This window comes from Pseudomonas gingeri, assembly GCF_013386115.1.
Classification (GTDB): Bacteria; Pseudomonadota; Gammaproteobacteria; order Pseudomonadales; family Pseudomonadaceae; genus Aquipseudomonas; species Aquipseudomonas gingeri.
The window spans coordinates 327,711-350,257 of record NZ_JACAOR010000013.1; the positions used below are offsets into that span (position 1 = coordinate 327,711).

The following is a 22,547-nucleotide window of genomic DNA, read 5'->3' on the forward strand; positions in this document are numbered from 1 at the left end:
GTCTTCAGGTGGCTTTGACGACGATCGCCGTAATGTTGTCGGGGGCGCCCCGGGTCAGGCCCAGGTGCACCAGGCTGCGCACCACCTCATAGGGATCCGGGTGGCCGAGCACGTCGCGGATCTCCGCGTCTTCGGCGGTCTTGTTCAGGCCGTCGCTGCACAACAGGTAGCTGTCGCCGGAGAGCACCTGGAAGTTGCTCGTGGACAATTCCAGTTGCGCCTCGACGCCAATCGCCCGGGTGACGATATTGGCCCGTGGATGCACCCGCGCCTCGGCCTCGCTGAGCAGGCCGCTGTCCTGCAGGTCCTGGACATAGCTGTGATCGCGGGAAATGCTCTCCAGCTGGCCGTCGCGCAGGCGATACAGGCGGCTGTCGCCGGCCCACAGGCAGACCGCGGCATCGCCGCGCACCGCCAGCAGGACCACGGTACTGCCCATCATCGCGACACCCCGGTTGCTCGTTTCCTCGCGGACCGCCGCGTTGACCTCGGCCAGCCGCGTGCGCAGGGCATTGCTGTAGATCGCCAGGGAGTCCGATGGCGGAATGCGCCGCAAGGTGTCGACGATCAGGCTGGCGACGTAATCGCCCGCCGCGTGACCGCCCATGCCATCGGCGACGGCCCACAGGCCGGCATCGGGCAATTCCAGGCAAGCGTCTTCGTTGATCTGGCGAACCATGCCGACATGGCTGTAGCTGGCGGACTGATAAGTGATTGCAGGTGTGCTGGACATCTAGTTCGACACTCCGCTGCCCAACAGGAAACTGCCGAAATCGGCGGTCGCCGGCAACCCCGTGCAGCGCATCAGGCCGGCGGCGATCCGCTGCGAACCACGTCCCCACCACAGGCTCGCGCCGACACAGGCCTGCTCGGCCAGGGCCAGGCCACGACTCTGCGCATCGAGCGCGGCAAAGCGCTGCAACCCGGCGAAATCGCAGGTCGGGGGCTTGTTGGCAAACAACAGTGCGCCGAGGTCCTGGACGCCCTGGTCGAAGGCCTCGAAACCGGCCTCTTCTTCCAGGGTCGCCAGCAACAGCGCCTCGGCCTGTTCGAACCAGTCGTCGGCGCCGCCCACCACCGTCGCCAGGGCATGCCCGGCGTCCAGCGGCTGGGCGATGGTCAGCGGAAAATAGCGGCCGACCCGGTCGATGCTCGGCATCAGCACGCCGGCGATCGCCTCGGGCCCACAGACGCCCGGTGCCAGGACAAAACGCCAGAGCGGGCTGACCAGGTACACATTCAGCCAGTCGCTGCCCAGTTGCTGCTGGCTGGCGAGCAGGCCGGACGCCAGCCAGGCGTCCCAGGGCTGCACGAAGCCCTGGGGCAGGCCGCGACTGACAAAGTCGCCGCGGCTGGCCAGCTTGCCGTAGAAACCCACTGTCGTCATAGGCGCTCCGGCAGGCTGAAGCCGCTGAGCACACGACTCTTGAACGGGTTGAAGGCGCTGTTGGCGCGCAACTCGTAGGAGATGCTCGCGCCGTCCACGCGCAAGCGCAGGTTGAAGCGGTCCGGGGAATTGCCGGCGTCCAGGTCCGACTGCTCCAGCAGGCGGAACCAGGCCCACGGGCCATCCAGGGTGATGCCGGAACGACCGGTCGCCGAGGGCGGCGAGATCGACAGGCGGACCACGCCGATACTTCCGGGGTTGGGCCATTGCATCGCCACCGGCCGGCTCGGGCCGTGGTCGTAGCTGATCTGCTGGCCATCGAGGTCGAGCAGGAACTGGGTGATCGAGGCATCCATCGCCACCGGCTTCAACTCGAAACGCACGATCGGCTGGGTGCCGCCGGAGCGGAAGAACGCATCGCGAATCGACGCGGCGCGCTGGAAGGTCTGCAACACGCCCGGTGCGATCCCCAGTTTCTGCGCGGCGCCCGGCTGCCAGCGCCAGGTCGCCGCCGAGGTATCGACGTAGGGCTGCAGGTATTTGCGGAAGTAGTTGTCCATCACCCCGCCCACCCCGAAGAACTGGCCGAAGTCATCCAGGGTCGCGTCCCGGGCACTGCCGGAGGCCAGCGGATAACGGCCGCTGAGGGACTGCCGGTAGACATTCACCACTTCGCTGGTCCAGGCCGCGTTCAGCTGGTTGCGCACCCCGCCCATCATGCTGTTGGTGGTGGAGCTGACCACCGACTTGACCAACCCCTGGACCAGCGGTGGCTGGCGCTCGGCGGTCAGGCTGACCCGCGCGGCGGCGGCGCTGGCCTGGTTCTTCGCTTCACCGAGCAAGGCATCGCCACTGGCACCGACCATGGCGCTGACCTGCACATACAGTGCGTTCATGTCCGCCAGCAGGCCATCGATGGCCGCCGGCTCACCCTCGCCCTTGTTGACCAGGGCATTGAGTTCGGCGAAGTGCGCGCTGACCGGGTCCTCGCCCGCCGCCGCCGGCGCGGTGCCGGCCGCCTGTTCCTGGCCGAGCATCGAACCCAGGCGCTGCTTGATCTGGTCGACCCCGCTGTCGACCTTCTTGCCCTGGGCCGCCAGCAGGCGTTCTTCCTGCTGCAGGTCGGTTTCCCTGGCCACCGCCACCAGCAGTTTTTTCAGTGGCGAGGTCGGTCCGGATATCACCCGCAGGACATCGGCCGCCTGGGCCACGCTGGTGATCGGCACAAAGTCGATATCCGCCAGCAGGGCATCCCACTGGCGCAGGTAGTCCTGGAAGTACAGGCGGCGCACATCCGCCGCCAGGCTGGCGACATTCTGTTGCTCGGCCTGGTCGCGCCCCAGTACCCACTGCTCTTCGGCCAGGGTTCCGGCCTGGCTCAGGCTGCTCAGCAGGAACGCCTCGCGATAGCCCCTGGCGGTGAAGAAGCCGCTCAGGGGATCGCCCAGGGGCTTGCCGCTCTTGCGACTGAAGACCAGCGCGGCATCGCGACCGGCGGCTTCGTTCAGGCGGAAATCGGGCACCCCTTCCGGCAGCTTCTGGCGCTTGACGCGGTCGTAGACCCGCTGCGCCACCGGCAGTTGCTGCAACTGGCGGCGCAGGTCGTCGATCAGCCGCTCGTCCAGCCGGGCATTCGGCGGACGGCGCTCGAACAGCGCCTTGAGGTGCTCGCCCAGAGCCAGCCGCTGCTCCGGCGGCAGGTCACGGGGCAGGCTGCGGTCCCAGTCGAGGGCGATCCAGGCCTTGATGAACTCCGGATCGTAATGCTCGTTGTCGGCCAGCATCAGGTAGGCCTTCAGCCCCTCGTAGAGGAAGTCCGAGTTGCCGCCGCCGTGCAGTTGTTCCTCGACCCGGGTCAGCAGGCGCGGCGCGAACACCGCGATCAACAGCTTGCGATAGACACTGGCGGACTCGGCCTCGAGCATGTCGCCCTGATACAGCCCCAGCCCTTCGGACCAGCCCGGCGCATCGCCGGCCAGGTGCCTGACCGCGTTGAGCAGCGGCAGCACCGCCAGCACATCGCGCTGCGCCGGGCTGAGGTTCTGCACGCTCTGGCCCAGCGGCGCGACCTTCTGGTCGACCTGGGCGATATAGGCCTGGTTGGCGCGGTAGCTCACCAGCCACAGCGTGCCCACCAGCAGCACCACCGCGACCGTTGCCGCCAGTACGCCACGGGCCAGCCATTTGCGCCGGCGCTCGACCTTGGGGTTGACGCCGACCAGTCCGCGCTCGGCGAAAGCCACGGCGGTGAACAGCTTCTCGATGAAATAGCTGCGCCCGGTACCGCTCTGGCGGGCCAGTTGCTGGCGGTCCAGGTTCATGCTCTGGGCCATGGCACCGATCAGGCGGTCGATCGGGCTGCCTTCCTGGGTGCCGCTGGTGAAGTACACGCCGCGCAACAGCGCCCGGTCTTCATAGGCGTTGGGCTTGAACACGCCGTCGAGGAAGCTCTGCAGGCATTCCTTCAGCGCGCCGAACTGCTGCGGGAAACCGTAGATCAGGTCGCGCCGCGCCGGGTCGCGTTCCTGCTGCAGGCGCTCCACCAGGCGGGCGTTGAGGCGCTGCTCAAGCGCGGCGAATTCGCTCTTGAAATGCAACAGCGGACCTTCGGCGTTCTTGCCGTCGTCCAGGGCAAAGGTCATGCCCCAGACCTGCGCCCGTTCTTCCTTGCTCAGGGCATCGAAGAACTCCATGAACCCCGGCACCAGGTCCAGCTTGGTCAGCATCAGGTAGATCGGGAAGCGCACCCCGAGCTGGGTGTACAACTCCTGGATCCGCGCGCGGATCGCGGTGGCATGGGCCGCCCGCTCCGCGTCGGTGCTCAGCAGCAGGTCGGACAGGCTGATGGCGATGAAGGCGCCGTCGATGGGCCGGCGCGAACGCTGGGTCTTGAGCAGGTCGAGGAAGCCCAGCCAGGCCGCCTTGTCCACCTGGGCATGGCTGTCCTGGGTGGTGTAGCGCCCGGCGGTGTCCAGCAGCACCGCTTCGTCGGTGAACCACCAGTCGCAGTTGCGCGTGCCGCCGACCCCGCGGATCGCCCCGGCGCCGAGTTGCGCGGCCAGGGGGAAGTGCATCCCGGAATTGACCAGCGCGGTGGTCTTGCCCGAACCCGGTGGGCCGATGATCACGTACCACGGCAACTCGTACAGGTTGCGCCGCTCGTCACCGCCGAGCTTGGCCTTCTTGAGCAGCACCAGCGCCTCGTCCATGCGCTGGCGCAAGGTCGCCAGCTCCTCGGCGGTGGCCACGCTGGCGGGGTCCGGCGCGGTTTCCGCGGCCAGGCTCTGCATGACTTTCGCCGCCTGGCGGCGGGCCTGGATCAGGCGGAACAGGCGATAGCCGATCCACACCGCGAAGATCAGGATGATCAGCGCCCAGCGCCGCCCTGGCGGCACCAGCGCTTCCAGCAGCGGGCCGACGAACCAGATGATCAGGCTCAGGGCGATCAGCCCCAGCAACGGGATCACCCAGCGAATGACAAAACCGAAAAACGCCTTCACTCGACTCCCTCCGCCAAGACTGTGATTTCCACCCGACGATTCTTCGCCCGGCCCTCGGCCGTGGCGTTCGAGGCCAAGGGCTCGGTGTCGCTGCGCCCTTCGGCGCTGAAACGTTCCGGCTGGCCGGTCTTCGCCGCGAGGATCTGCAGCACCTGCTCGGCCCGCGCCTGGGACAAGGCCCAGTTCGACGGGAAACGCAGGGTGGCGATCGGGCGGTTGTCGCTGTGGCCGGTGACCCGCACCTGGCCCTTGACCTTGTGGATGGCGTCGGCGATGCGCAGCATCAGCGGCTGGAAGTCATCGACGATGCTGGAGCTGGCCGAGGCAAAGAGTTCGTCGCCGCGAATGGTCACCACCGAGCGATCGACCTTGTCTTCGACGGCGACCTTGCCAGCCTTGATCTCCTCGGCGAGGAACCCCGCCAGGCGCGGCCGCTCCACCAGCTTGGGCTGCACCACCGGACGGTCGATGGTCTGCACCGGGATCTCGCCCAGGGCATGGATATTCTTGAACACCGGCTCGGCGTCGGCGGCCAGCTTCAGGCGCAGGCCGAACAGCAGCGCCAGCAGCAACGCCAGGCCGATGGCGACACCGACCCAGGGCGGCATGAACTGGCTCAGGCGGTCGCGCACCACGCTCAGGCCGCGCCAATGGGGCGACAGCTCGCGCTCGTACTCGCCACGGGCGCTGCGGATCGCCGCGCTGGTGCGTTCGCGCAGGGCATCGAGCTGGCTGCGACCGTCGTTCATCACCCGATAACGACCTTCGAACCCCAGGCAGATGCACAGGTACAGCAGCTCCAGCAGATACAGGCGTTCGCGCGGGCTCTGCAGGCAATGTTCGAGCAGCTGGAAGACCTTCTCGCCACCCCAGGCCTCGTTGTGCACAGTGATCAGCAGGCTCTGCTTGCCCCATTCACTGGCGCTGCCCCACGGCGTGCTGAGCACGGCTTCATCGAGGGCGGTGCACAGCGCGTAGCGCGCCAGCAGCACTTCGTTGCGGGCCACGCCGGCGGCTTCGGCGCGCTCTTCGAACTGGCGCAGATAGGCCAGCAATTGCGCGCGCAGGCTCGCCGGTGCCGGGTGGGCGATGGTGTTGCGCAAGCGTGTCAGCAACGCCAGCAACGGGCCGGCGGCGCTTTCCAGCGGGTTCAGGCCCTGGGACTGGCCCAGCGGTAGCGGCGCGGCCGGCATCGACAAGGGCGCCACCGGCTCGGCCCGGGCAGCGGCTTGCGGCTCGCGGCCACCGGGACGCGGCATGAACTGGGTACGGTCGTTGGGGACCGGCGCGGGCTGGCCCAGCGGATCTTCATTGGAGTGCATCGCGGCTTATCCTCGAATGGCCCAGAAGGCCAGGTTCAACCCCGGAAACTCGCCGGCGACATGGAACGCGAAGCCGCCGGAGTGGATCAGTTGCTTCCAGTGCTCGCTGCCACGGTCCAGCTCGTAGTAGGTAGAACCGGCGTGGAACGGGATCTGCCGCGGCGCCACCGGCAACGGCAACAGACCGATGCCCGGCAACTGCAGGTTGACCAGGTCGCGGATGTGCTCCACCGAACCGATCTTGCTTTGCTGGGCAAAACGCCCGCGCAGGGTTTCGCTGGGGATATCGGCACGCACCACCAGGATGAAGCTGGCGTTGTCGATCAGGGTCTTGTCGGCGAGCATCGCCACATGGATACCGTAGGCTTTCTCGACGATCGGAATCGGCGTGGCCTTGCTGTCGATCAGCATCGACAAGGCTTCGCGCAGCGCCTGCATGACCGGGGCGAAGCTCAGCACCAGGGCATCGTGCTGGTACTGCGGATACTCGGCAGGACGCCGGCCGCTCTGGGAAAAGGTGGCAAACTCGCCGGCCAGACTCACCAGTTCGCTGTAGAAACGCTCGGGGTGCAGCGGGCTCAGCTGGCTCAGGTGATTGACCAGCGGCTCGGCGCGGTTGACCAGTTGCAGCAGCATGAAGTCGGCGATCTCCGAGGCACCGCCGGCGCCCGAAGCGACGACCCGCCCGGCCAGGGCTTCGCCACGCTGGTGCAGGAGGCCCAGCAGCTCGCTGCGAAAGGCCGTCAGCGGCTTGCTGGCGGCCACGTCCAGCACCGGCGGGATATAGCTGTCGTCCAGCACCAGGGCGCGGTCGGCACGTTTTTCCTTGATCCGCACCAGGCCGATGGCGGCGTAGTCGCTCAGGCCATCGCCGGTGGTCAGCAGGCGCAACGCACGGGAGCCCACGGCCACCGGCGCACGGTTCTCGAACGGGGCGTTGTCGTCACGCACTTCGCGCACCTGGCTCAGGTAGCGTGCGCCGCCGAGTTCCTCGCCTTCGTCGACGGTATCGCGGGCACCGGCACGCTTGAGCGGCAACGCCAGGTAGATCACCCCGTCACGCAGGCTGTCCTCGATGCTCAGCGGGCTCGGCGCCACGTCGTCATGGGGAATATTGAACGGCGTGCCGTCCGGCAGCAGGCCCCGGGCGGAAACGATGGCCAGCTTGCCCTGGGCCAGCAGGCCCTGGTCGATCAACAGCTCGGAAAAACCCCAGGCACCGACCGCCAGCGGGCGGCTGCGGGCGTCGATCAGGTTTTCCAGATAACGGTCATGCTGCTGGAAGTGCTGCGTTCCGATGAACATGCCTTCCGACCAGACCACTCGATTGTTCCAGGACATGGCTTCTCCGTTTGCCTAAGGGGCGGTGCGTTCGACGGCGCTGCGCACGGCACGCACATCGAGGCTGATCTGATAGTCGGTGACTTGCCGGGGCGGCACGTTGAGCACGCTGCGCCAGAGCGCCTGGTCGATTTCGCGATAGCCCACCACCAGCCCGACCTGGCGGGTCGCGGGATTGAGCGGGCGCTCGACACTCAGTTGTTCGCCGGGCTGGACCAGCACCTCGTCCTGATCGACAAGATCGGCACCGAGGGTGGCCTGGGCCCGTTCGGCCAGGGCGAAATAATCGGCACGGCTGAAGTTGGCGGTATTCTTCAGCTCGAAAATACGCACGCGCACCGGGGCCGGCGCGCCGTTGGCGCCAGGGTTGAGGCCAGCGATGGCATGGAAATTCAAGACAACGGTGGCGCTATCGGCAACCGGGCTATCGGCGGGCGCTGGAGCCGCCGCATCCCTGGCACATGCGCTCAGCAGCAGTGTCGCGGCTGCGGCGAGTAAAGCTCGGTGAATCATCCTGCGTCCTCAATGACGTGCTGAACTATCCGTTAAATCCTGTGTTGCAAAAAATCGTTGGCGCCGTGGCGCTGCTACTGGCGCCTTCGCGGGCAAGCCCGCTCCTACAGGGGTCCAGGCGTACACAAAATCTGCGCAAGACCCGGACATTGTGGGAGCGGGCTCGCCCGCGAAGAGGCCCCCGTGGCCACCCCACTAGCCCCGGCGCAATCGCGCGCTGTGTTCTTCATAGGCCCGGCTGAACTCCCGCCCGAACAGGTCCTGGAAGTCCTCTTCGGCCTCGCGGGAGATGTTCGTGTACAGCTCGGTGAACTGTTGCCAGTACTGTGCCTGACGCGAACCGCTGAACAGGTTCGACAGGCCGCCGGGCCGGCTCATGCGGGCCTCCAGTTCGGCTGGTTCGAAGCGCTTGAGCAGGTGCTTGATCGCCGCTTCCACCCCGGCCATGACCGCCAGCTGGTGGGCCCGCAAGTCATCGAAACTGTCCCGCACCGCCTGGTCCGGGGCCATGAAGGCCTGGTTGCCATGGCGCAGCAGCAACAGCAGCGCCTCATCGGCGTTCGGGGCAAATTTCAGCGGATTGTTTTCCACCGGGCGGATCATCGTCTGCTGCATGCGGAATTCGCCCTTGAGGCTGCTGCGCGCCCGCAGGACATCGATCAGTCCTTCGACCATCAGCCGATAACTGCGACCGATGGCCTCCATCTGCGCTTCCACCTGGGCGCCGTCGATACGCAACTGATCCAGGCCCGCACCGCGCAGGAAGGCTTGCAGCAGGGCCGCCTGCGACCCGGCCGTCGACGGTGAATCAACGGCCGGCGCCACAGGGGCCACGAACGGTTCGACCACTGCCGCGGGCGGCGCGGGAATCGGCTCGATAATCTCCGGTATCGCTACCGGGACCGGTGGCGGCGGGTTGATCGCCACCTTCGGCGGATCGCCGAACAGGTCCCAGTCTTCGGGAATCACCCCGGCGGCGGGAACAACCGCGGGTGCGGCCACGGCAACCGGCGGGCTCAGGGGGGTCGGCGGACGGAAATCATGCTGCTGCGCCGGCACATGATCCGGCTGGGTGGCCGGCGGCACGCTGGTAGGTGTCAGGAAGTCGAACAGGTCGGGCAAGGTATCCATCGACGAGCCGCCCTGGAAATGCACCGCGGGCGTATTGAACGGCACAGGCGTCGGCGCTGGCGCGGCGCGCCCCATCAGCGCCTCGAAACTGTTGGAAGAGTCCACGCCGGAAAACGCGGCATCGGCCAGTTGCAGATTGAAGTCGATGCGTGCGCGGATCTCGTATTCACCGATACGGATAACTTCGCCATCCTGCAATGGCTCGCTGTTACCCCTGCGCAAACGGATACCGGCATTGACCAGTTCCACTCCATTGGTGCTGTTATCGGTCAGATAGTAACGTCCGTCCTTATATTGAATAACGCAATGTCGGGAAGAAACCAGCCGCTCCGGATCGGGAAGTACCCAGTCATTTTCAGAACTACGGCCAATTGCCATCACTCCCTTGTCCATGGATTTCTCGGGACATTGGCCGGGGGTGATCTTGTGATAACTAGTGATAGTCAAACACAGCGACATTGCGCCTCCTTGCAGTACTTCCACGCGCGGCCAGCCCGCCACAACGACCTTGCGGCGAGCCCCGTCCGGGCCTTGCAAACCCTGGATAAAAACCTATTGATTTCAGCCAGTTCGGCGAAACTACCGGATTCTACCCACAATTTTCTTACAATCGTACACGGCATGACCCATGAGTCGTCAGCCTTGCCGAGTCCGTCACAACGGTAACAAAGGGCAGATAGCTTACCTTGACAAGCCCCAAGTACTACACCAAAAATGCACAACTTCTCGTTTATACATGATGGCTCCGTGATATCAAGCAGCCAATATCAACGAGAACTATGAGACTTTCCTCCCGGGAACTTTCACAGGAAATAGCTGGCACTTTGCCAGCAGATAAGGAGATCGATTTTGCTGGACGTGCCGTTGTTGCTCGCCGCTGTTTCCGCGAACTCGCCCTGTGGCGAGGACCTGGAATATGACGCGCAATTCTTGCAATTGGAGCGCGACGCCCAAGGCAAACCCGAGCGTAGCATGGGCGATTCGGTACAACCTGCCGAGCCCCCCGCCTGGCGCGCCATCGAACAGTCGAGCACGTCCCTGCTGCAACGCAGCAAAGACCTGCGCATCACCCACTTCCTGACGCAAAGCGCCCTGGCCCTCGACGGTTTCGCCGGCCTGAACGATGCCCTGAACCTGATCAGCCAGCTGCTCCAGCAGTACTGGGCCGAGCTTTACCCGCAGCTCGATGCCGATGACGACAATGACCCCACGGTGCGGGTCAATGCGCTCTCGGGCCTGGCCTGCGAGACCAATGTACGCCTGCTGCGCGAAAGCGTGCTGACCCGCTCCCGGGCCTTCGGTACCGTCACCCTGCGCGCGGCGCTGAACGCCAGCGGCCTGCAGAGTTTCTCCGACGAGAGCCTGAACGCCGACGAGCTGGGCGGCGCCCTGCGCGACAGCGATCCGCAGCAACTGGACGCCGTGCGCCGCAGCCTGACCGAGGCCCGCAGCGCCCTCGACGCCATCGAGCGCTTCGTCTCCGAACAGGTCGGCTCGGCCCAGGGCGTCGACCTGAGCGCCTTGCGCCAGCCGCTCAAGCTCGCCTTGCAGGTGCTCGCCGAGTACGCCCCGGACAGCGCCGGCGAGCCGGCAACCGAGGCCGCCGAAAGCCCCGCCGACACCAGCGGATACCCCCCGGTCGACGCCCCTGCAGCCGCGACTCCACGCGCCACGGGCGAGATCGGCAACCGCGACGACGTGTTGCGCAGCCTCGATCGGATTCTCGCCTACTACACTCGCCACGAGCCCTCGAGCCCGTTGCCGGTGCTGTTGAACCGGGCGAAGAATCTGGTCCACGCCGACTTTGCGGCGATCGTGCGCAATCTGATTCCCGATGGCATGTCCCAGTTTGAAAACCTGCGTGGTCCCGAGGGCGAGTAAGCCCCCGCGGAGCGCGCAGTTACGTTAACGGCAGACACCGATGACGCCTACACCGTCGCAGCAGCGACCAGGAGCAGCAACGTGGCGAAGCAAAGTTCTCAGAAATTCATCGCGCGCAACCGCGCGCCACGGGTCCAGATCGAGTACGACGTGGAACTCTACGGCGCCGAGAAAAAGGTCCAGCTGCCCTTCGTCATGGGCGTGATGGCCGATCTCGCCGGCAAGCCCGCCGAACCCCTGGCCGCGGTCGCCGACCGCAAGTTCCTGGAGATCGACGTCGACAACTTCGACTCGCGCCTCAAGGCCATGCAGCCACGGGTCGCGTTCAACGTGCCGAACGAACTGACCGGCGAAGGCAACCTGAGCCTGGACATCACCTTCGAAAGCCTGGACGACTTCAGCCCCGCCGCCGTGGCCCGCAAGGTCGACTCGCTGAACAAGCTGCTCGAGGCGCGGACTCAGCTGGCCAACCTGCTGACCTACATGGACGGCAAGACCGGCGCCGAAGAAATCATCATGAAGGCCATCAAGGATCCGGCGTTGCTCCAGGCCCTGGCGAGTGCGCCAAAGCCCCAGGACTCCGAGCCCAGCGCTTAATCAGGACGAACGATCATGACCCAGTTGCAGCAAGACAATCAGCCTCTGCAAAGCGGCACCACCGAACCCAGCGAGTTCGCCAGCCTGCTGATGCAGGAGTTCAAGCCCAAGACCGAGCGTGCCCGCGAAGCCGTCGAAGGCGCCGTGCGTACCCTCGCCGAGCAGGCCCTGGCGCAGACCAGCCTGGTGTCCAACGACGCCATCAAGTCGATCGAATCGATCATCGCCGCCATCGACGCCAAGCTCACTGCGCAAGTCAACCAGGTGATCCATCACCCTGACTTCCAGCAGTTGGAAAGCGCCTGGCGCGGCCTGCACTACCTGGTCAACAACACCGAAAGCGATGAACAGCTGAAGATCCGCGTGCTGAACATCTCCAAGCCGGAACTGCACAAGACCCTGAAGAAATTCAAGGGCACGGCCTGGGACCAGAGCCCGATCTTCAAGAAGATGTACGAAGAGGAATACGGTCAGTTCGGTGGCGAGCCCTACGGCTGCCTGGTGGGGGACTACTACTTCGACCAGTCGCCGCCGGATGTCGAGTTGCTCGGCGAGCTGTCCAAGGTCTGCGCGGCGATGCACGCGCCGTTCATTGCCGCCGCCTCGCCGACGGTGATGGGCATGGGCTCGTGGCAGGAACTGTCGAACCCGCGTGACCTGACCAAGATCTTCACCACTCCGGAATACGCCGGCTGGCGTTCCCTGCGCGAATCCGAAGACTCGCGCTACATCGGCCTGACCATGCCGCGCTTCCTCGCGCGCCTGCCGTACGGGGCCAAGACCGATCCGGTGGAAGCCTTCGCCTTCGAAGAAGACACCGACGGCGCCGACAGCAACAAATACACCTGGGCCAACGCGGCCTACGCCATGGCGGTGAACATCAACCGCTCGTTCAAGCACTACGGCTGGTGCTCGCGGATTCGCGGCGTCGAGTCCGGCGGCGAGGTCCAGGACCTGCCGGCCCACACCTTCCCGACCGACGACGGCGGCGTGGACATGAAGTGCCCGACCGAGATCGCCATCTCCGACCGGCGCGAGGCCGAGCTGGCGAAGAACGGCTTCATGCCGCTGCTGCACAAGAAGAACACCGATTTCGCCGCGTTCATCGGTGCCCAGTCGCTGCAGAAACCGGCCGAATACGACGACCCGGACGCCACCGCCAACGCCAACCTGGCCGCGCGCCTGCCGTACCTGTTCGCCACTTGCCGCTTCGCCCACTACTTGAAGTGCATCGTTCGCGACAAGATCGGCTCGTTCAAGGAAAAGGACGAAATGCAGCGCTGGCTGCAGGACTGGATCCTCAACTACGTCGACGGCGACCCGGCCCACTCCACCGAAACCACCAAGGCCCAGCACCCGCTGGCGGCGGCGGAAGTGGTGGTCGAGGACGTCGAAGGCAACCCGGGGTACTACACCTCGAAGTTCTTCCTGCGTCCGCACTATCAGTTGGAAGGCCTGACGGTTTCGTTGCGCCTGGTATCGAAGCTGCCGTCGGCAAAAGGGGCGTAACCCCAAACCTTGTGGGTACAGGAGCCGGCTCCCGCAAGGGGCCGTGTAACCCTCGATAACAGCGAATCCGCCCCCTACCTGGCGGATCCTGGCTAACAACATCGTGGTGAAGACCACACTGGAGAAAACATGGCTGTTGATATCTTCATCAAGATCGGCGACATCAAGGGCGAGTCCCAGGACAAGGCCCACAAGGACGAGATCGACGTCCTGAACTGGAGCTGGGGCATGTCCCAGTCCGGCAACATGCACATGGGCGGTGGCGGCGGTGCCGGCAAGGTCAATATCCAGGACCTGTCGATCACCAAGTACGTCGACAAGTCGTCGCCGAACCTGATGATGCATTGCGCCAGCGGCAAGCACGTCGACAAGGTCACCCTGGTGGTGCGCAAGGCCGGCGGCGAAAGCCAGGTCGAGTACATGAAGATCGACCTCGAGGAAGTGCTGATCACCTCCCTGAGCACCGGCGGTTCGGGCAGCGATGATCGCCTGACCGAAAACGTCACCCTGAACTTCGCCCAGGTGATGGTCGAGTACCAGGAACAGAAGGCCGACGGCTCCAAGCAGGGCGGCCCGGTCAAGTTCGGCTGGAACATCCGCTCGAACACCAAGCGCTGATCCCCGCGCCCCCGACGCCTGGCGTCGGGGGCGTCTGGCGTTACCCCCGAATTCGATTCACTCCCGGTGCCCGAGCATGGCCAAGCCTTCGTTTCCCGATCAGCGCTGCTGCCATCCCAGAGCGGCCCGCCCCCATGACGTTCGGACGGGCGACGTTGCGCCATGAGTAGCGTGCCCAGCGACTTCGCCCTGCGCGAACGCCTGCAACCGTCGCTGCTCGACCGGCTGACCGACGACGAACCCGGCCATCTGCAGGAAGGCACGGACAAACGCGTGTTGTCCCTCAGCCAGCTCAAGGCCTCGGTGCTGCGTGACCTGACCTGGCTGCTCAATACCACGTCGCTGCTCGACGCCGACGCCACCGTGCACACCCCGGCGGGCACCTCGGTGATCAACTACGGCCTGCCGGCACTGGCCGGCTACAGTGCCTCGAGCATCGATATCCCGGTACTGGAAAGCCTGATCCACAAGGCCATCGTCACCTTCGAGCCGCGCATCCTGGCCAGCACCTTGCGGGTCCGCGCCCAGGTCGCCTACGGCGAGATGAACCACAATGCCCTGAGCTTCGAGATCGAGGGCGATCTCTGGGCGTTGCCGGCCTCCCTGCCATTGCTGCTGCGCACCGACCTCGACCTGGAGTCCGGCCATGTGCGCGTGGTCCCGGCCGAGCAACGGAGACGTTCATGAACCCGCGCCTGCTCGACCTCTACAACCAGGAACTGCAGCACGTGCGCGAAAGCGCCGCCGAGTTCGCCAAGGAATACCCGAAGATCGCCGGGCGCCTGACGCTGTCCGGGATCGACTGCGCCGACCCCTATGTCGAGCGCCTGCTGGAAGGTTTCGCCTACCTCACCGCGCGGGTGCAGCTCAAGCTCGACGCCGAGTACCCGACCTTCACCCACAACCTGCTGGAAATCGCCTACCCGCACTACCTGGCACCGACTCCGTCGATGACCGTGGTGCAACTGCAGGCCGATCCCGACGAAGGCTCGCTGGCCGGCGGTTTCACCCTGCCCCGCGATAGCGTGCTGCGTGCCACCCTGGGCAAGGACACCCAGACCTCCTGCGAGTACCGCAGCGCCCATGCCGTGACCTTGTGGCCGCTGCAGGTCAGCCAGGCCGAGTACTTCGGCAACCCTTCGGCAGTGCTCGGGCGCCTGGCCGCCAGTGAGCCGAAAGCCAAGGCCGGCCTGCGCCTGACCCTGCGCACCGGGGCCGAGCTGCCGTTCAACCAGCTCGACCTGGACAGCCTGCCGCTGTATCTCAATGGCGCCGACGAGCAGCCGTTCCGGCTCTACGAGCAACTGCTGGGCAATGCCTGCGCGGTCTTCGCCCGTGCCCCCGGCGGCGACTGGGTCGAACGCCTGCCGCCGGATGCCCTGCGCGCCTGCGGCTTCGATGACCGGGAAGCAGCGATGCCGGTGGTGGCCCAGGCCTTCCAGGGCTATCGGCTGCTGCAGGAATACTTCGCCCTGCCGCAACGCTACCTGTTCGTCGAGTTCGCCGGGCTGGGGCGCGCGGTCAAACGCTGCGCCGGCCAGGAGCTGGAACTGATCGTGCTGTTCGAGCGCTTCGACCAGAGTCTGGAAGGCAGCGTCGGCAGTGCGCAGTTCGTGCCCTTCTGCACGCCGGCGATCAACCTGTTTCCCCGTCGCGTGGACCGCATCCACCTTTCCGACCGGGTCAACGAGCACCATGTGATCGCCGACCGCACCCGGCCCATGGACTTCGAGATCCACTCGCTGACCGGCGTCACCGGCCACGGCACCGGGCCCGACCAGCCGTTCCTGCCGTTCTATGCCGTGCGCGATCCGTCCCGCTATGGCCGCGACCAGGCCTACTACACCCTGCGCCGCGAACCGCGGGTGCTGTCCAGCGAACAACGGCGCAAGGGCACCCGCTCGACCTATATCGGCAGCGAGACCTTCATCAGCCTGGTGGACAGCCAGCAGGCCCCGTACCGCCACGACCTGCGCCAGCTGGGCGTCAGCGCCCTGTGCACCAACCGCGACCTGCCGCTGTTCATGAACGTCGGCACCGGCAAGAGTGACTTCACCCTGGCCGACAGTGCCCCGGTGTCGGCGGTGCGCTGCCTGGCCGGGCCGAGCCGGCCGCGCGCCAGCCATGCCCATGACAACAAGGCCTGGCGCCTGATCAGCCAGCTGTCGCTGAACTACCTGTCACTCAGCGAACAGGGCCAGGGCGCCGCTGCCCTGCGCGAACTGCTGCGCCTGTACGGCGACAGCAACGACGCCGCCCTGCACTTGCAGATCGAAGGCCTGCGCGAGGTCAGCAGCAAGGCCTGCACCCGGCGCCTGCCGATGCCCGGGCCGATCGTCTTCGGCCGCGGGCTGGAGATCACCCTGGAATTTGACGAGAACGCGTTTCGCGGCACCGGGGTGTTTCTCCTCGGCGCGGTGTTCGAACGTTTCCTGGCACGCTATGTGTCGATCAACAGTTTTACCGAGACGGTGATCCGTACCACCGAACGCGGCGAGATCATGCGATGGAAAGCCAAGCCCGGACGCCGTCCGACCCTGTGAGCACGCTCACGGCGATGCAATCCGAGCCCTGGGAATACGATTTCTTCCAGGCGCTGCGGCGTATCGAGTGCGAATCGCCGCACCTGCCGCGCTTCGGCCATTCGTTGCGCCTGGCGGACGATCCGTTGCGCCTCGGCCAGCAGCTCGATTGTGCCTTCGCCCCGGCGACCCTGGCGTCGATGTCACCGGCCACCGAGACCACGCCGGCACGCCTGGAACAGTTCTTCTTCGGCCTCGGCGGCCCCAACGGCCCGCTGCCGCTGCACCTCACCGAATACATGCGCGAGCGCCAGCGCAATAACGCCGACAGCACCAGCAAGCGCTTTCTCGATGTCTTCCACCACCGCCTGCTGAGCCTGTTCTACCGGGCCTGGGCCGAAGCGCGGCCGACCGTCAGCCACGACCGCCCGGATGATGACTACTGGTCCGCGCGCCTCGCCGCCCTGAGCGGCCGGGGCATGCCCAGCCTGCTCAAGCAGGGCTTGATCCCGGATACCGCCAAGCTGCACTTCAGCGGCCACCTCGCCGCGCAGACCCGCTATCCGGACGGCCTGAAGGCGATCCTCAGCGAGTATTTCGGCCTGCCGGTGGAAATCGAGGAATACGTCGGCCAGTGGCTGGAGCTGCCGGAACGCAGCCGAGTCGGGGTCAGCGCCCACCAGCTGGGCGTGGACTTCTGCCTCGGGCGCCACGTCTGGGATCGCCAGCACAAGTTCCGGATCCGCTTCGGCCCGCTGAAGCTCGATGAATACATGGGCCTGCTGCCCGACGGCGAACCCTTCCGCCATCTGGTGGCCTGGGTCGCCGAATACCTGGGACACGAGCTGGACTGGGACCTGAACCTGGTCCTCGAACAGCCCGAAGTCCCCAGGTTGCAACTCAACGGCCGGTTCCGCCTGGGCTTCAACACCTGGGTCGGCCAACCCCGAGACGATGCCAGGGACCTGATCCTGGCCCGGCATTACGCCGAACACGCCACACCAGCCCACCACTCAAGGAGCACAGAGCATGGGTGAAATCAGTCGCGCCGCGCTGTTCGGCAAACTCAACAGCGTCGCCTACAAGGCCATCGAGGCCGCCACGGTCTTCTGCAAGCTGCGGGGCAATCCCTATGTGGAACTCGCCCACTGGTTCCACCAGTTGCTGCAATTGCAGGACTCGGACCTGCACCGGCTGGTGCGCCAGTTCAACCTCGAACCGGCGCGCCTGGCCCGCGACCTGACCGAGGCGCTGGACCGCCTGCCCCGTGGCTCGACCTCGATCACCGACCTGTCGTCCCATGTCGAGGAAGCCGTGGAGCGCGGCTGGGTCTACGGCAGCCTGATGTTCGGCGAGAGCCAGGTGCGCACCGGCTACCTGGTGCTCGGTATCCTCAAGACCCCGAGCCTGCGCCATGCGCTGCTGGGATTGTCGACGGAGTTCGACAAGATCAAGGCCGAGGCCCTGAGCGAACGTTTCGACGAATATGTCGGTGACTCGCCGGAAAACAACCTGGTCGCCAGCGACGGCTTCAATGCCGGTGCCGTGCCGGGCGAAGCCAGCGGTGCCATGGCCCCGAGCGCCATGGGCAAGCAGGAAGCCCTCAAGCGTTTCACCGTCGACCTGACCGAACAGGCCCGCAGCGGCAAGCTCGACCCGATCGTCGGCCGTGACGAGGAGATCCGCCAGCTGGTGGATATCCTCATGCGCCGGCGCCAGAACAACCCGATCCTCACCGGCGAAGCCGGGGTCGGCAAGACCGCCGTGGTCGAGGGCTTCGCCCTGCGCATCGTCGCCGGCGACGTACCGCCGGCCTTGAAGGATGTCGAGCTGCGCAGCCTCGATGTCGGCCTGTTGCAGGCCGGCGCGAGCATGAAGGGCGAGTTCGAACAACGCCTGCGCCAGGTCATCGAAGACGTCCAGGCCTCGCCCAAGCCGATCATCCTGTTCATCGACGAGGCCCACACCCTGGTCGGTGCCGGTGGCGCCGCCGGCACCGGCGACGCAGCCAACCTGCTCAAGCCCGCCCTCGCCCGCGGCACCCTGCGTACCGTGGCCGCCACCACCTGGGCCGAGTACAAGAAGCACATCGAGAAAGACCCGGCGCTGACCCGCCGCTTCCAGGTGGTGCAGGTCGCCGAGCCCTCGGAAGACAAGGCCCTGCTGATGATGCGCGGCGTCGCCTCGACCATGGAAAAACACCACCAGGTGCAGATCCTCGACGAAGCGCTGGAGGCCTCGGTCAAGCTGTCCCATCGCTATATCCCGGCGCGGCAGCTGCCGGACAAGTCCGTCAGCCTGCTGGACACCGCCTGCGCGCGGGTCGCCATCAGCCTGCACGCGGTGCCGGCGGAAGTCGATGACAGTCGCCGACGCATCGAGGCCCTGGAAACCGAGCTGCAGATCATTGCCCGCGAACACGCCATCGGCATCGATACCCGCGCCCGCCAGAACAACAGCGAGACCTTGCTGGGCAACGAGCGCGAGCGCCTGGCCGAACTGGAAAGCCGCTGGGCCGAAGAAAAAGGCCTGGTGGACGAACTGCTCGCCACCCGCGCCGAGCTGCGCGAAAGCGTCGGCGTGGTCGACAGCGAGGCCGGCACCGAACAGGGCCACGCCCTGCGGGAAAAGCTGGTCGACCTGCAACAGCGCCTCAGTGCCCTGCAAGGCGAAACCCCGCTGATCCTGCCGACCGTGGACTACCAGGCGGTGGCCTCGGTCGTGGCCGACTGGACCGGCATTCCGGTGGGCCGCATGGCCCGCAACGAACTGGAAACCGTGCTCAACCTCGACCAGCACCTGCAAAAGCGCATCATCGGCCAGGACCATGCCCTGCGGATGATCGCCAAGCGCATCCAGACCTCCCGCGCCGGCCTCGACAACCCGAGCAAGCCGATCGGCGTGTTCATGCTCGCCGGCACCTCCGGCGTGGGCAAGACCGAAACCGCCCTGGCCCTGGCCGAAGCCATGTACGGCGGCGAGCAGAACGTCATCACCATCAACATGAGCGAGTTCCAGGAAGCCCACACCGTCTCGACCTTGAAGGGCGCCCCGCCGGGTTATATCGGCTATGGCGAAGGCGGCGTGCTGACCGAGGCCGTGCGGCGCAAGCCCTACAGCGTGGTGCTGCTGGACGAGGTGGAAAAAGCCCACCCGGACGTGCACGAGATCTTCTTCCAGGTCTTCGACAAGGGCGTGATGGAGGACGGCGAAGGCCGGGTGATCGACTTCAAGAACACCCTGATCCTGCTCACCACCAACGCCGGCACCGAGCTGATCTCGCACCTGTGCAAGGACGCCAGCAACGTGCCGGACCCGGAAGAGATCGCCAAGGCGCTGCGCCAGCCGTTGCTGGAGATCTTCCCGCCGGCGCTGCTCGGGCGCCTGGTGACCATTCCGTACTACCCGCTCAGCGACAGCATGCTCAAGGCGATCACCCGCCTGCAGCTGGGCCGCATCAAGAAGCGCGTGGAGAGCACCCACAAGGTCGCCTTCGACTTCGACGACGCGGTGGTCGACCTGATCGTCTCGCGCTGCACCGAGACCGAAAGCGGCGGGCGGATGATCGATACGATCCTGACCAACAGCCTGCTGCCGGACATGAGCCGCGAATTCCTCACGCGCATGCTCGAAGGCAAGGCCCTGGCGGGCGTGCGGATCAGCGAGCGGGATAACGAGCTGCACTACCAGTTCAGCGACGCAACTTGACTACGCCATAACCTGTAGGAGCTGGCTTGCCAGCGATGATAGCGACACGGTGTCCTTCCAGACCGCATCGCCTGGATCGCCAGCAAGCCGGCTCCTACAAGTGTGTAGCGCTCCATCTATCGCATTCAACGAGATAATCGATGCAATTCACACAAGCCACCCGCCTGGCCCAGATCAACAGCCCACTCGGGCCGGACGTGCTGTTGCTCAAGGATTTCGGCGGCGGTGAGGAACTGGGTCGGCTGTTCGACTACGAATTGCACCTGACCTCCAGCGACGGCGCCATCGACCTGAACCAGTTGCTGGGCAAGCCCATGAGCCTCACCCTGCAATTGCAGGGCGGCGGCGCCCGGCATTTCCACGGCATCGTCGCGCGCTGCAGCCAGAATGTCAGCCAGGGCCAGTTCGCCAGCTACTCGGTGACCCTGCGCCCCTGGCTCTGGCTGCTGACCCGGACCTCCGACTGCCGGATCTTCCAGCACCAGAGCATCCCGCAGATCATCAAGCAGGTGTTCCGCGACCTCGGCTTCTCCGACTTCGAGGATGTTCTCAGCCAGCCCTACCGCGAGTGGGAATACTGCGTGCAGTACCGCGAGAGCAGCTTCGATTTCGTCAGCCGGCTGATGGAACAGGAAGGCATCTACTACTACTTCCGCCATGAAAAGGATCGCCACGTACTGGTCCTGGCCGACGCCTACGGCGCGCACCACCCGGCGCCGGGCTACGAGTCGCTGCCCTACTATCCGCCGGACGGCCAGCATCGCGAGCGCGACCACCTCAATGGCTGGCACCTGGCCCAGGAAGTCCAGCCGGGCTCGCTGGAACTCAACGACTACGACTTCCAGCGCCCCAGCGCGCGGATCGATGTGCGCTCGGCCATGCCGCGCTCGCACACCGCCGGTGACTATCCGCTCTACGACTACCCCGGCACCTATGTGCAGAGCCAGGACGGCGAGCACTACGCCCGCACGCGCATCGAAGCCATCCAGAGCCTGCATGAGCGCGTCGAGCTCAACGGCAACGCCCGTGGCGTCGGGGCCGGGCACCTGTTCAGCCTGACCGGCTTCGGCCGCCAGGACCAGAACCGCGAGTACCTGATCGTCGGCGCCCGTTACTACATCGCCCAGGAAAACCTCGAATCCGGCGCCACCGCGGCCGGCGCGCAGTTCGAAAGCAGCCTGACCTGCATCGACGCGCAGCAGAGCTTCCGTCCGCTGGCGAACACTACGCGGCCCATCGTCAAGGGCCCGCAGACCGCGGTGGTGGTCGGTCCCGCCGGCGAAGAGATCTGGACCGACCAGTTCGGCCGGGTCAAGGTGCACTTCCACTGGGACCGTCACGACCAGTCCAACGAGAACAGCTCCTGCTGGATCCGCGTGTCGCAAGCCTGGGCCGGCAAGAGCTGGGGCTCGATGCAGATTCCGCGGATCGGCCAGGAAGTCATCGTCAGCTTCCTCGAGGGCGATCCCGACCGGCCGATCATCACCGGCCGGGTCTACAACGCCGAGCAGACGGTGCCCTACGACCTGCCCGCCGCGGCGACCCAGAGCGGCATGAAAAGCCGTTCGAGCAAGGGCGGCACGCCGGCGAATTTCAACGAAATCCGCATGGAGGACAAGAAGGGCGCCGAGCAGTTGTATATCCATGCCGAGCGCAACCAGGACATCGTGGTCGAGGTCGATGAAAGCCACTCGGTGGGCCATGACCGCAACAAGAGCATCGGCCACGACGAAACCGTGCTGATCGGCAACAACCGGGTGCGCATCGTCAAGCAGCAGGACGTGTTGGCGGTGGGCCAGAGCAAGACCGACAGCATCAGCCAGAGCTACCTGATCGAGGTGGGCGAGAACCTGCGCCTGGTCTGCGGAGCCAGCGTGCTGGAGCTCAACGCCAGCGGCCAGATCAACCTCTGCGGCGTGCAGATCAGCTTCCATGCCAGCGGCGATGCGCAGTTCAACACCGGCGGCGTCCTGCACCTCAACAATGGCAAGGGCGCCGACGCCGCGCCCGACGGCGACGGCATGAAGGGCACGATCGACGCCAAGGTGGCGTCCGCCTTCCCCGCGCCCAAATAAGGAGCATTGCCTGCCATGACCTACCGAATCAACGAACTCCAGTTCCAGCTGCCGGACAGCGAATTGCTGGATGCCTCGATCAATATCCTCAAGTTCCCCGAGCTGGGGACCTCGCTGATCGTCAGTCGCAGCGTGCTGGCCGAGGGCGAGGACCTGCGCGGCAATTTCGACACCCAGCTCAAGCGCCTGGAGCAGCAGGTCCAGGAGCTGCGTTACCAGCCGCGCCAGGATGTGCGGCTGGGGGCCGACCAGTCCATCGACGCCATCGAATTGCGCAGCCAGTTCAGCAAGGGCACGGAGAAAGTCTTCCAGTTCCAGCTGGCGTTCGTGCCTCCCGGCACGCGCAAGATGATCGCCCTCAGCTACGTCAAGGCGCAGCCCCTGGGCGATGCCGAAACCGCGCACTGGGCCACGCTCAAGCACAGCCTGACGCTGACCTGACG

Annotated in this window: 17 protein-coding genes; 10 read left to right on the forward strand and 7 right to left on the reverse strand. The window is 65.8% G+C overall.

Annotated features, from left to right (window positions below):
- Positions 1-4 precede the first annotated feature (4 nt).
- The 7 genes from HX881_RS25625 to tagH form a co-directional block, all read right to left on the reverse strand.
- On the reverse strand, positions 5-733 hold the full coding sequence (locus tag HX881_RS25625; protein ID WP_017125568.1) for a PP2C family protein-serine/threonine phosphatase: 729 nt from the start codon (positions 731-733) through the stop codon (positions 5-7).
- Positions 734-1,387, reverse strand: a complete 654-nt coding sequence (gene tagF, locus HX881_RS25630) for a type VI secretion system-associated protein TagF (protein WP_017125569.1) — start codon at positions 1,385-1,387, stop codon at positions 734-736.
- A complete protein-coding gene (gene tssM, locus HX881_RS25635; RefSeq protein WP_017125570.1) occupies positions 1,384-4,887 on the reverse strand; it encodes a type VI secretion system membrane subunit TssM in 3,504 nt (1,167 codons plus the stop codon). Before tssM ends, tagF begins: the two co-directional genes overlap by 4 nt.
- The gene (locus HX881_RS25640) at positions 4,884-6,209 is read right to left on the reverse strand and encodes a DotU family type VI secretion system protein (protein ID WP_177087252.1); all 1,326 of its coding nucleotides are present in this window, start codon (positions 6,207-6,209) and stop codon (positions 4,884-4,886) included. Before HX881_RS25640 ends, tssM begins: the two co-directional genes overlap by 4 nt.
- A 6-nt stretch (positions 6,210-6,215) precedes the next feature.
- Positions 6,216-7,550: a type VI secretion system baseplate subunit TssK gene (gene tssK / locus HX881_RS25645; RefSeq protein WP_177087254.1), complete on the reverse strand. Its 1,335-nt coding sequence runs from the start codon at positions 7,548-7,550 to the stop codon at positions 6,216-6,218.
- 15 nt (positions 7,551-7,565) lie between these two features.
- Entirely contained in the window at positions 7,566-8,063 is a 498-nt protein-coding gene (tssJ, locus tag HX881_RS25650; RefSeq protein ID WP_103032606.1) for a type VI secretion system lipoprotein TssJ, read from the reverse strand.
- A gap of 195 nt (positions 8,064-8,258) precedes the next feature.
- Positions 8,259-9,653 (reverse strand): type VI secretion system-associated FHA domain protein TagH, encoded by a 1,395-nt coding sequence (gene tagH, locus HX881_RS25655; RefSeq protein WP_177087256.1) that lies wholly within the window; start codon positions 9,651-9,653, stop codon positions 8,259-8,261.
- 393 nt (positions 9,654-10,046) lie between these two features.
- On the opposite strand from tagH, the gene tssA reads away from it, so the two are divergent.
- From tssA to HX881_RS25705, 10 genes are all read left to right on the forward strand, one after another.
- Positions 10,047-11,075, forward strand: a complete 1,029-nt coding sequence (gene tssA / locus HX881_RS25660) for a type VI secretion system protein TssA (RefSeq protein WP_177087465.1) — start codon at positions 10,047-10,049, stop codon at positions 11,073-11,075.
- An 81-nt stretch (positions 11,076-11,156) separates the two neighbouring features.
- Positions 11,157-11,672, forward strand: coding sequence for a type VI secretion system contractile sheath small subunit (gene tssB, locus HX881_RS25665; RefSeq protein WP_017125576.1), 516 nt, complete (start codon positions 11,157-11,159; stop codon positions 11,670-11,672).
- A gap of 15 nt (positions 11,673-11,687) precedes the next feature.
- Positions 11,688-13,181, forward strand: coding sequence for a type VI secretion system contractile sheath large subunit (gene tssC, locus HX881_RS25670; RefSeq protein WP_177087258.1), 1,494 nt, complete (start codon positions 11,688-11,690; stop codon positions 13,179-13,181).
- A 129-nt stretch (positions 13,182-13,310) separates the two neighbouring features.
- Positions 13,311-13,799: an Hcp family type VI secretion system effector gene (locus tag HX881_RS25675; RefSeq protein WP_017125578.1), complete on the forward strand. Its 489-nt coding sequence runs from the start codon at positions 13,311-13,313 to the stop codon at positions 13,797-13,799.
- Between the two features lie 162 nt (positions 13,800-13,961).
- On the forward strand, positions 13,962-14,486 hold the full coding sequence (tssE, locus tag HX881_RS25680; RefSeq protein ID WP_218169290.1) for a type VI secretion system baseplate subunit TssE: 525 nt from the start codon (positions 13,962-13,964) through the stop codon (positions 14,484-14,486).
- On the forward strand, positions 14,483-16,342 hold the full coding sequence (gene tssF, locus HX881_RS25685; RefSeq protein ID WP_177087260.1) for a type VI secretion system baseplate subunit TssF: 1,860 nt from the start codon (positions 14,483-14,485) through the stop codon (positions 16,340-16,342). Before tssE ends, tssF begins: the two co-directional genes overlap by 4 nt.
- Positions 16,306-17,358, forward strand: a complete 1,053-nt coding sequence (tssG, locus tag HX881_RS25690) for a type VI secretion system baseplate subunit TssG (protein WP_042935125.1) — start codon at positions 16,306-16,308, stop codon at positions 17,356-17,358. The genes tssF and tssG overlap by 37 nt, the downstream gene beginning before the upstream one ends.
- Positions 17,351-20,029, forward strand: a complete 2,679-nt coding sequence (gene tssH, locus HX881_RS25695; protein ID WP_177087262.1) for a type VI secretion system ATPase TssH — start codon at positions 17,351-17,353, stop codon at positions 20,027-20,029. Before tssG ends, tssH begins: the two co-directional genes overlap by 8 nt.
- 140 nt (positions 20,030-20,169) lie before the next feature.
- Positions 20,170-22,104 (forward strand): type VI secretion system Vgr family protein, encoded by a 1,935-nt coding sequence (locus HX881_RS25700; RefSeq protein ID WP_177087264.1) that lies wholly within the window; start codon positions 20,170-20,172, stop codon positions 22,102-22,104.
- Positions 22,105-22,119: 15 nt separating this feature from the next.
- Positions 22,120-22,545, forward strand: a complete 426-nt coding sequence (locus HX881_RS25705; protein ID WP_177087266.1) for a DcrB-related protein — start codon at positions 22,120-22,122, stop codon at positions 22,543-22,545.
- Positions 22,546-22,547: the final 2 nt, after the last annotated feature.

Bases quoted from the DNA above. Each gene is read 5' to 3' on its own strand.
- tssE (WP_218169290.1), top strand. From the start codon at position 13,962: ATGAGTAGCGTGCCCAGCGACTTCGCCCTGCGCGAACGCCTGCAACCG.
- HX881_RS25625 (WP_017125568.1), bottom strand. From the start codon at position 733: ATGTCCAGCACACCTGCAATCACTTATCAGTCCGCCAGCTACAGCCAT.
- tssK (WP_177087254.1), bottom strand. From the start codon at position 7,550: ATGTCCTGGAACAATCGAGTGGTCTGGTCGGAAGGCATGTTCATCGGA.
- tssG (WP_042935125.1), top strand. From the start codon at position 16,306: ATGGAAAGCCAAGCCCGGACGCCGTCCGACCCTGTGAGCACGCTCACG.
- HX881_RS25640 (WP_177087252.1), bottom strand. From the start codon at position 6,209: ATGCACTCCAATGAAGATCCGCTGGGCCAGCCCGCGCCGGTCCCCAAC.
- tagH (WP_177087256.1), bottom strand. From the start codon at position 9,653: ATGTCGCTGTGTTTGACTATCACTAGTTATCACAAGATCACCCCCGGC.
- tssC (WP_177087258.1), top strand. From the start codon at position 11,688: ATGACCCAGTTGCAGCAAGACAATCAGCCTCTGCAAAGCGGCACCACC.
- HX881_RS25705 (WP_177087266.1), top strand. From the start codon at position 22,120: ATGACCTACCGAATCAACGAACTCCAGTTCCAGCTGCCGGACAGCGAA.
- tssJ (WP_103032606.1), bottom strand. From the start codon at position 8,063: ATGATTCACCGAGCTTTACTCGCCGCAGCCGCGACACTGCTGCTGAGC.
- tssF (WP_177087260.1), top strand. From the start codon at position 14,483: ATGAACCCGCGCCTGCTCGACCTCTACAACCAGGAACTGCAGCACGTG.
- tssH (WP_177087262.1), top strand. From the start codon at position 17,351: ATGGGTGAAATCAGTCGCGCCGCGCTGTTCGGCAAACTCAACAGCGTC.
- HX881_RS25675 (WP_017125578.1), top strand. From the start codon at position 13,311: ATGGCTGTTGATATCTTCATCAAGATCGGCGACATCAAGGGCGAGTCC.
- HX881_RS25700 (WP_177087264.1), top strand. From the start codon at position 20,170: ATGCAATTCACACAAGCCACCCGCCTGGCCCAGATCAACAGCCCACTC.
- tagF (WP_017125569.1), bottom strand. From the start codon at position 1,387: ATGACGACAGTGGGTTTCTACGGCAAGCTGGCCAGCCGCGGCGACTTT.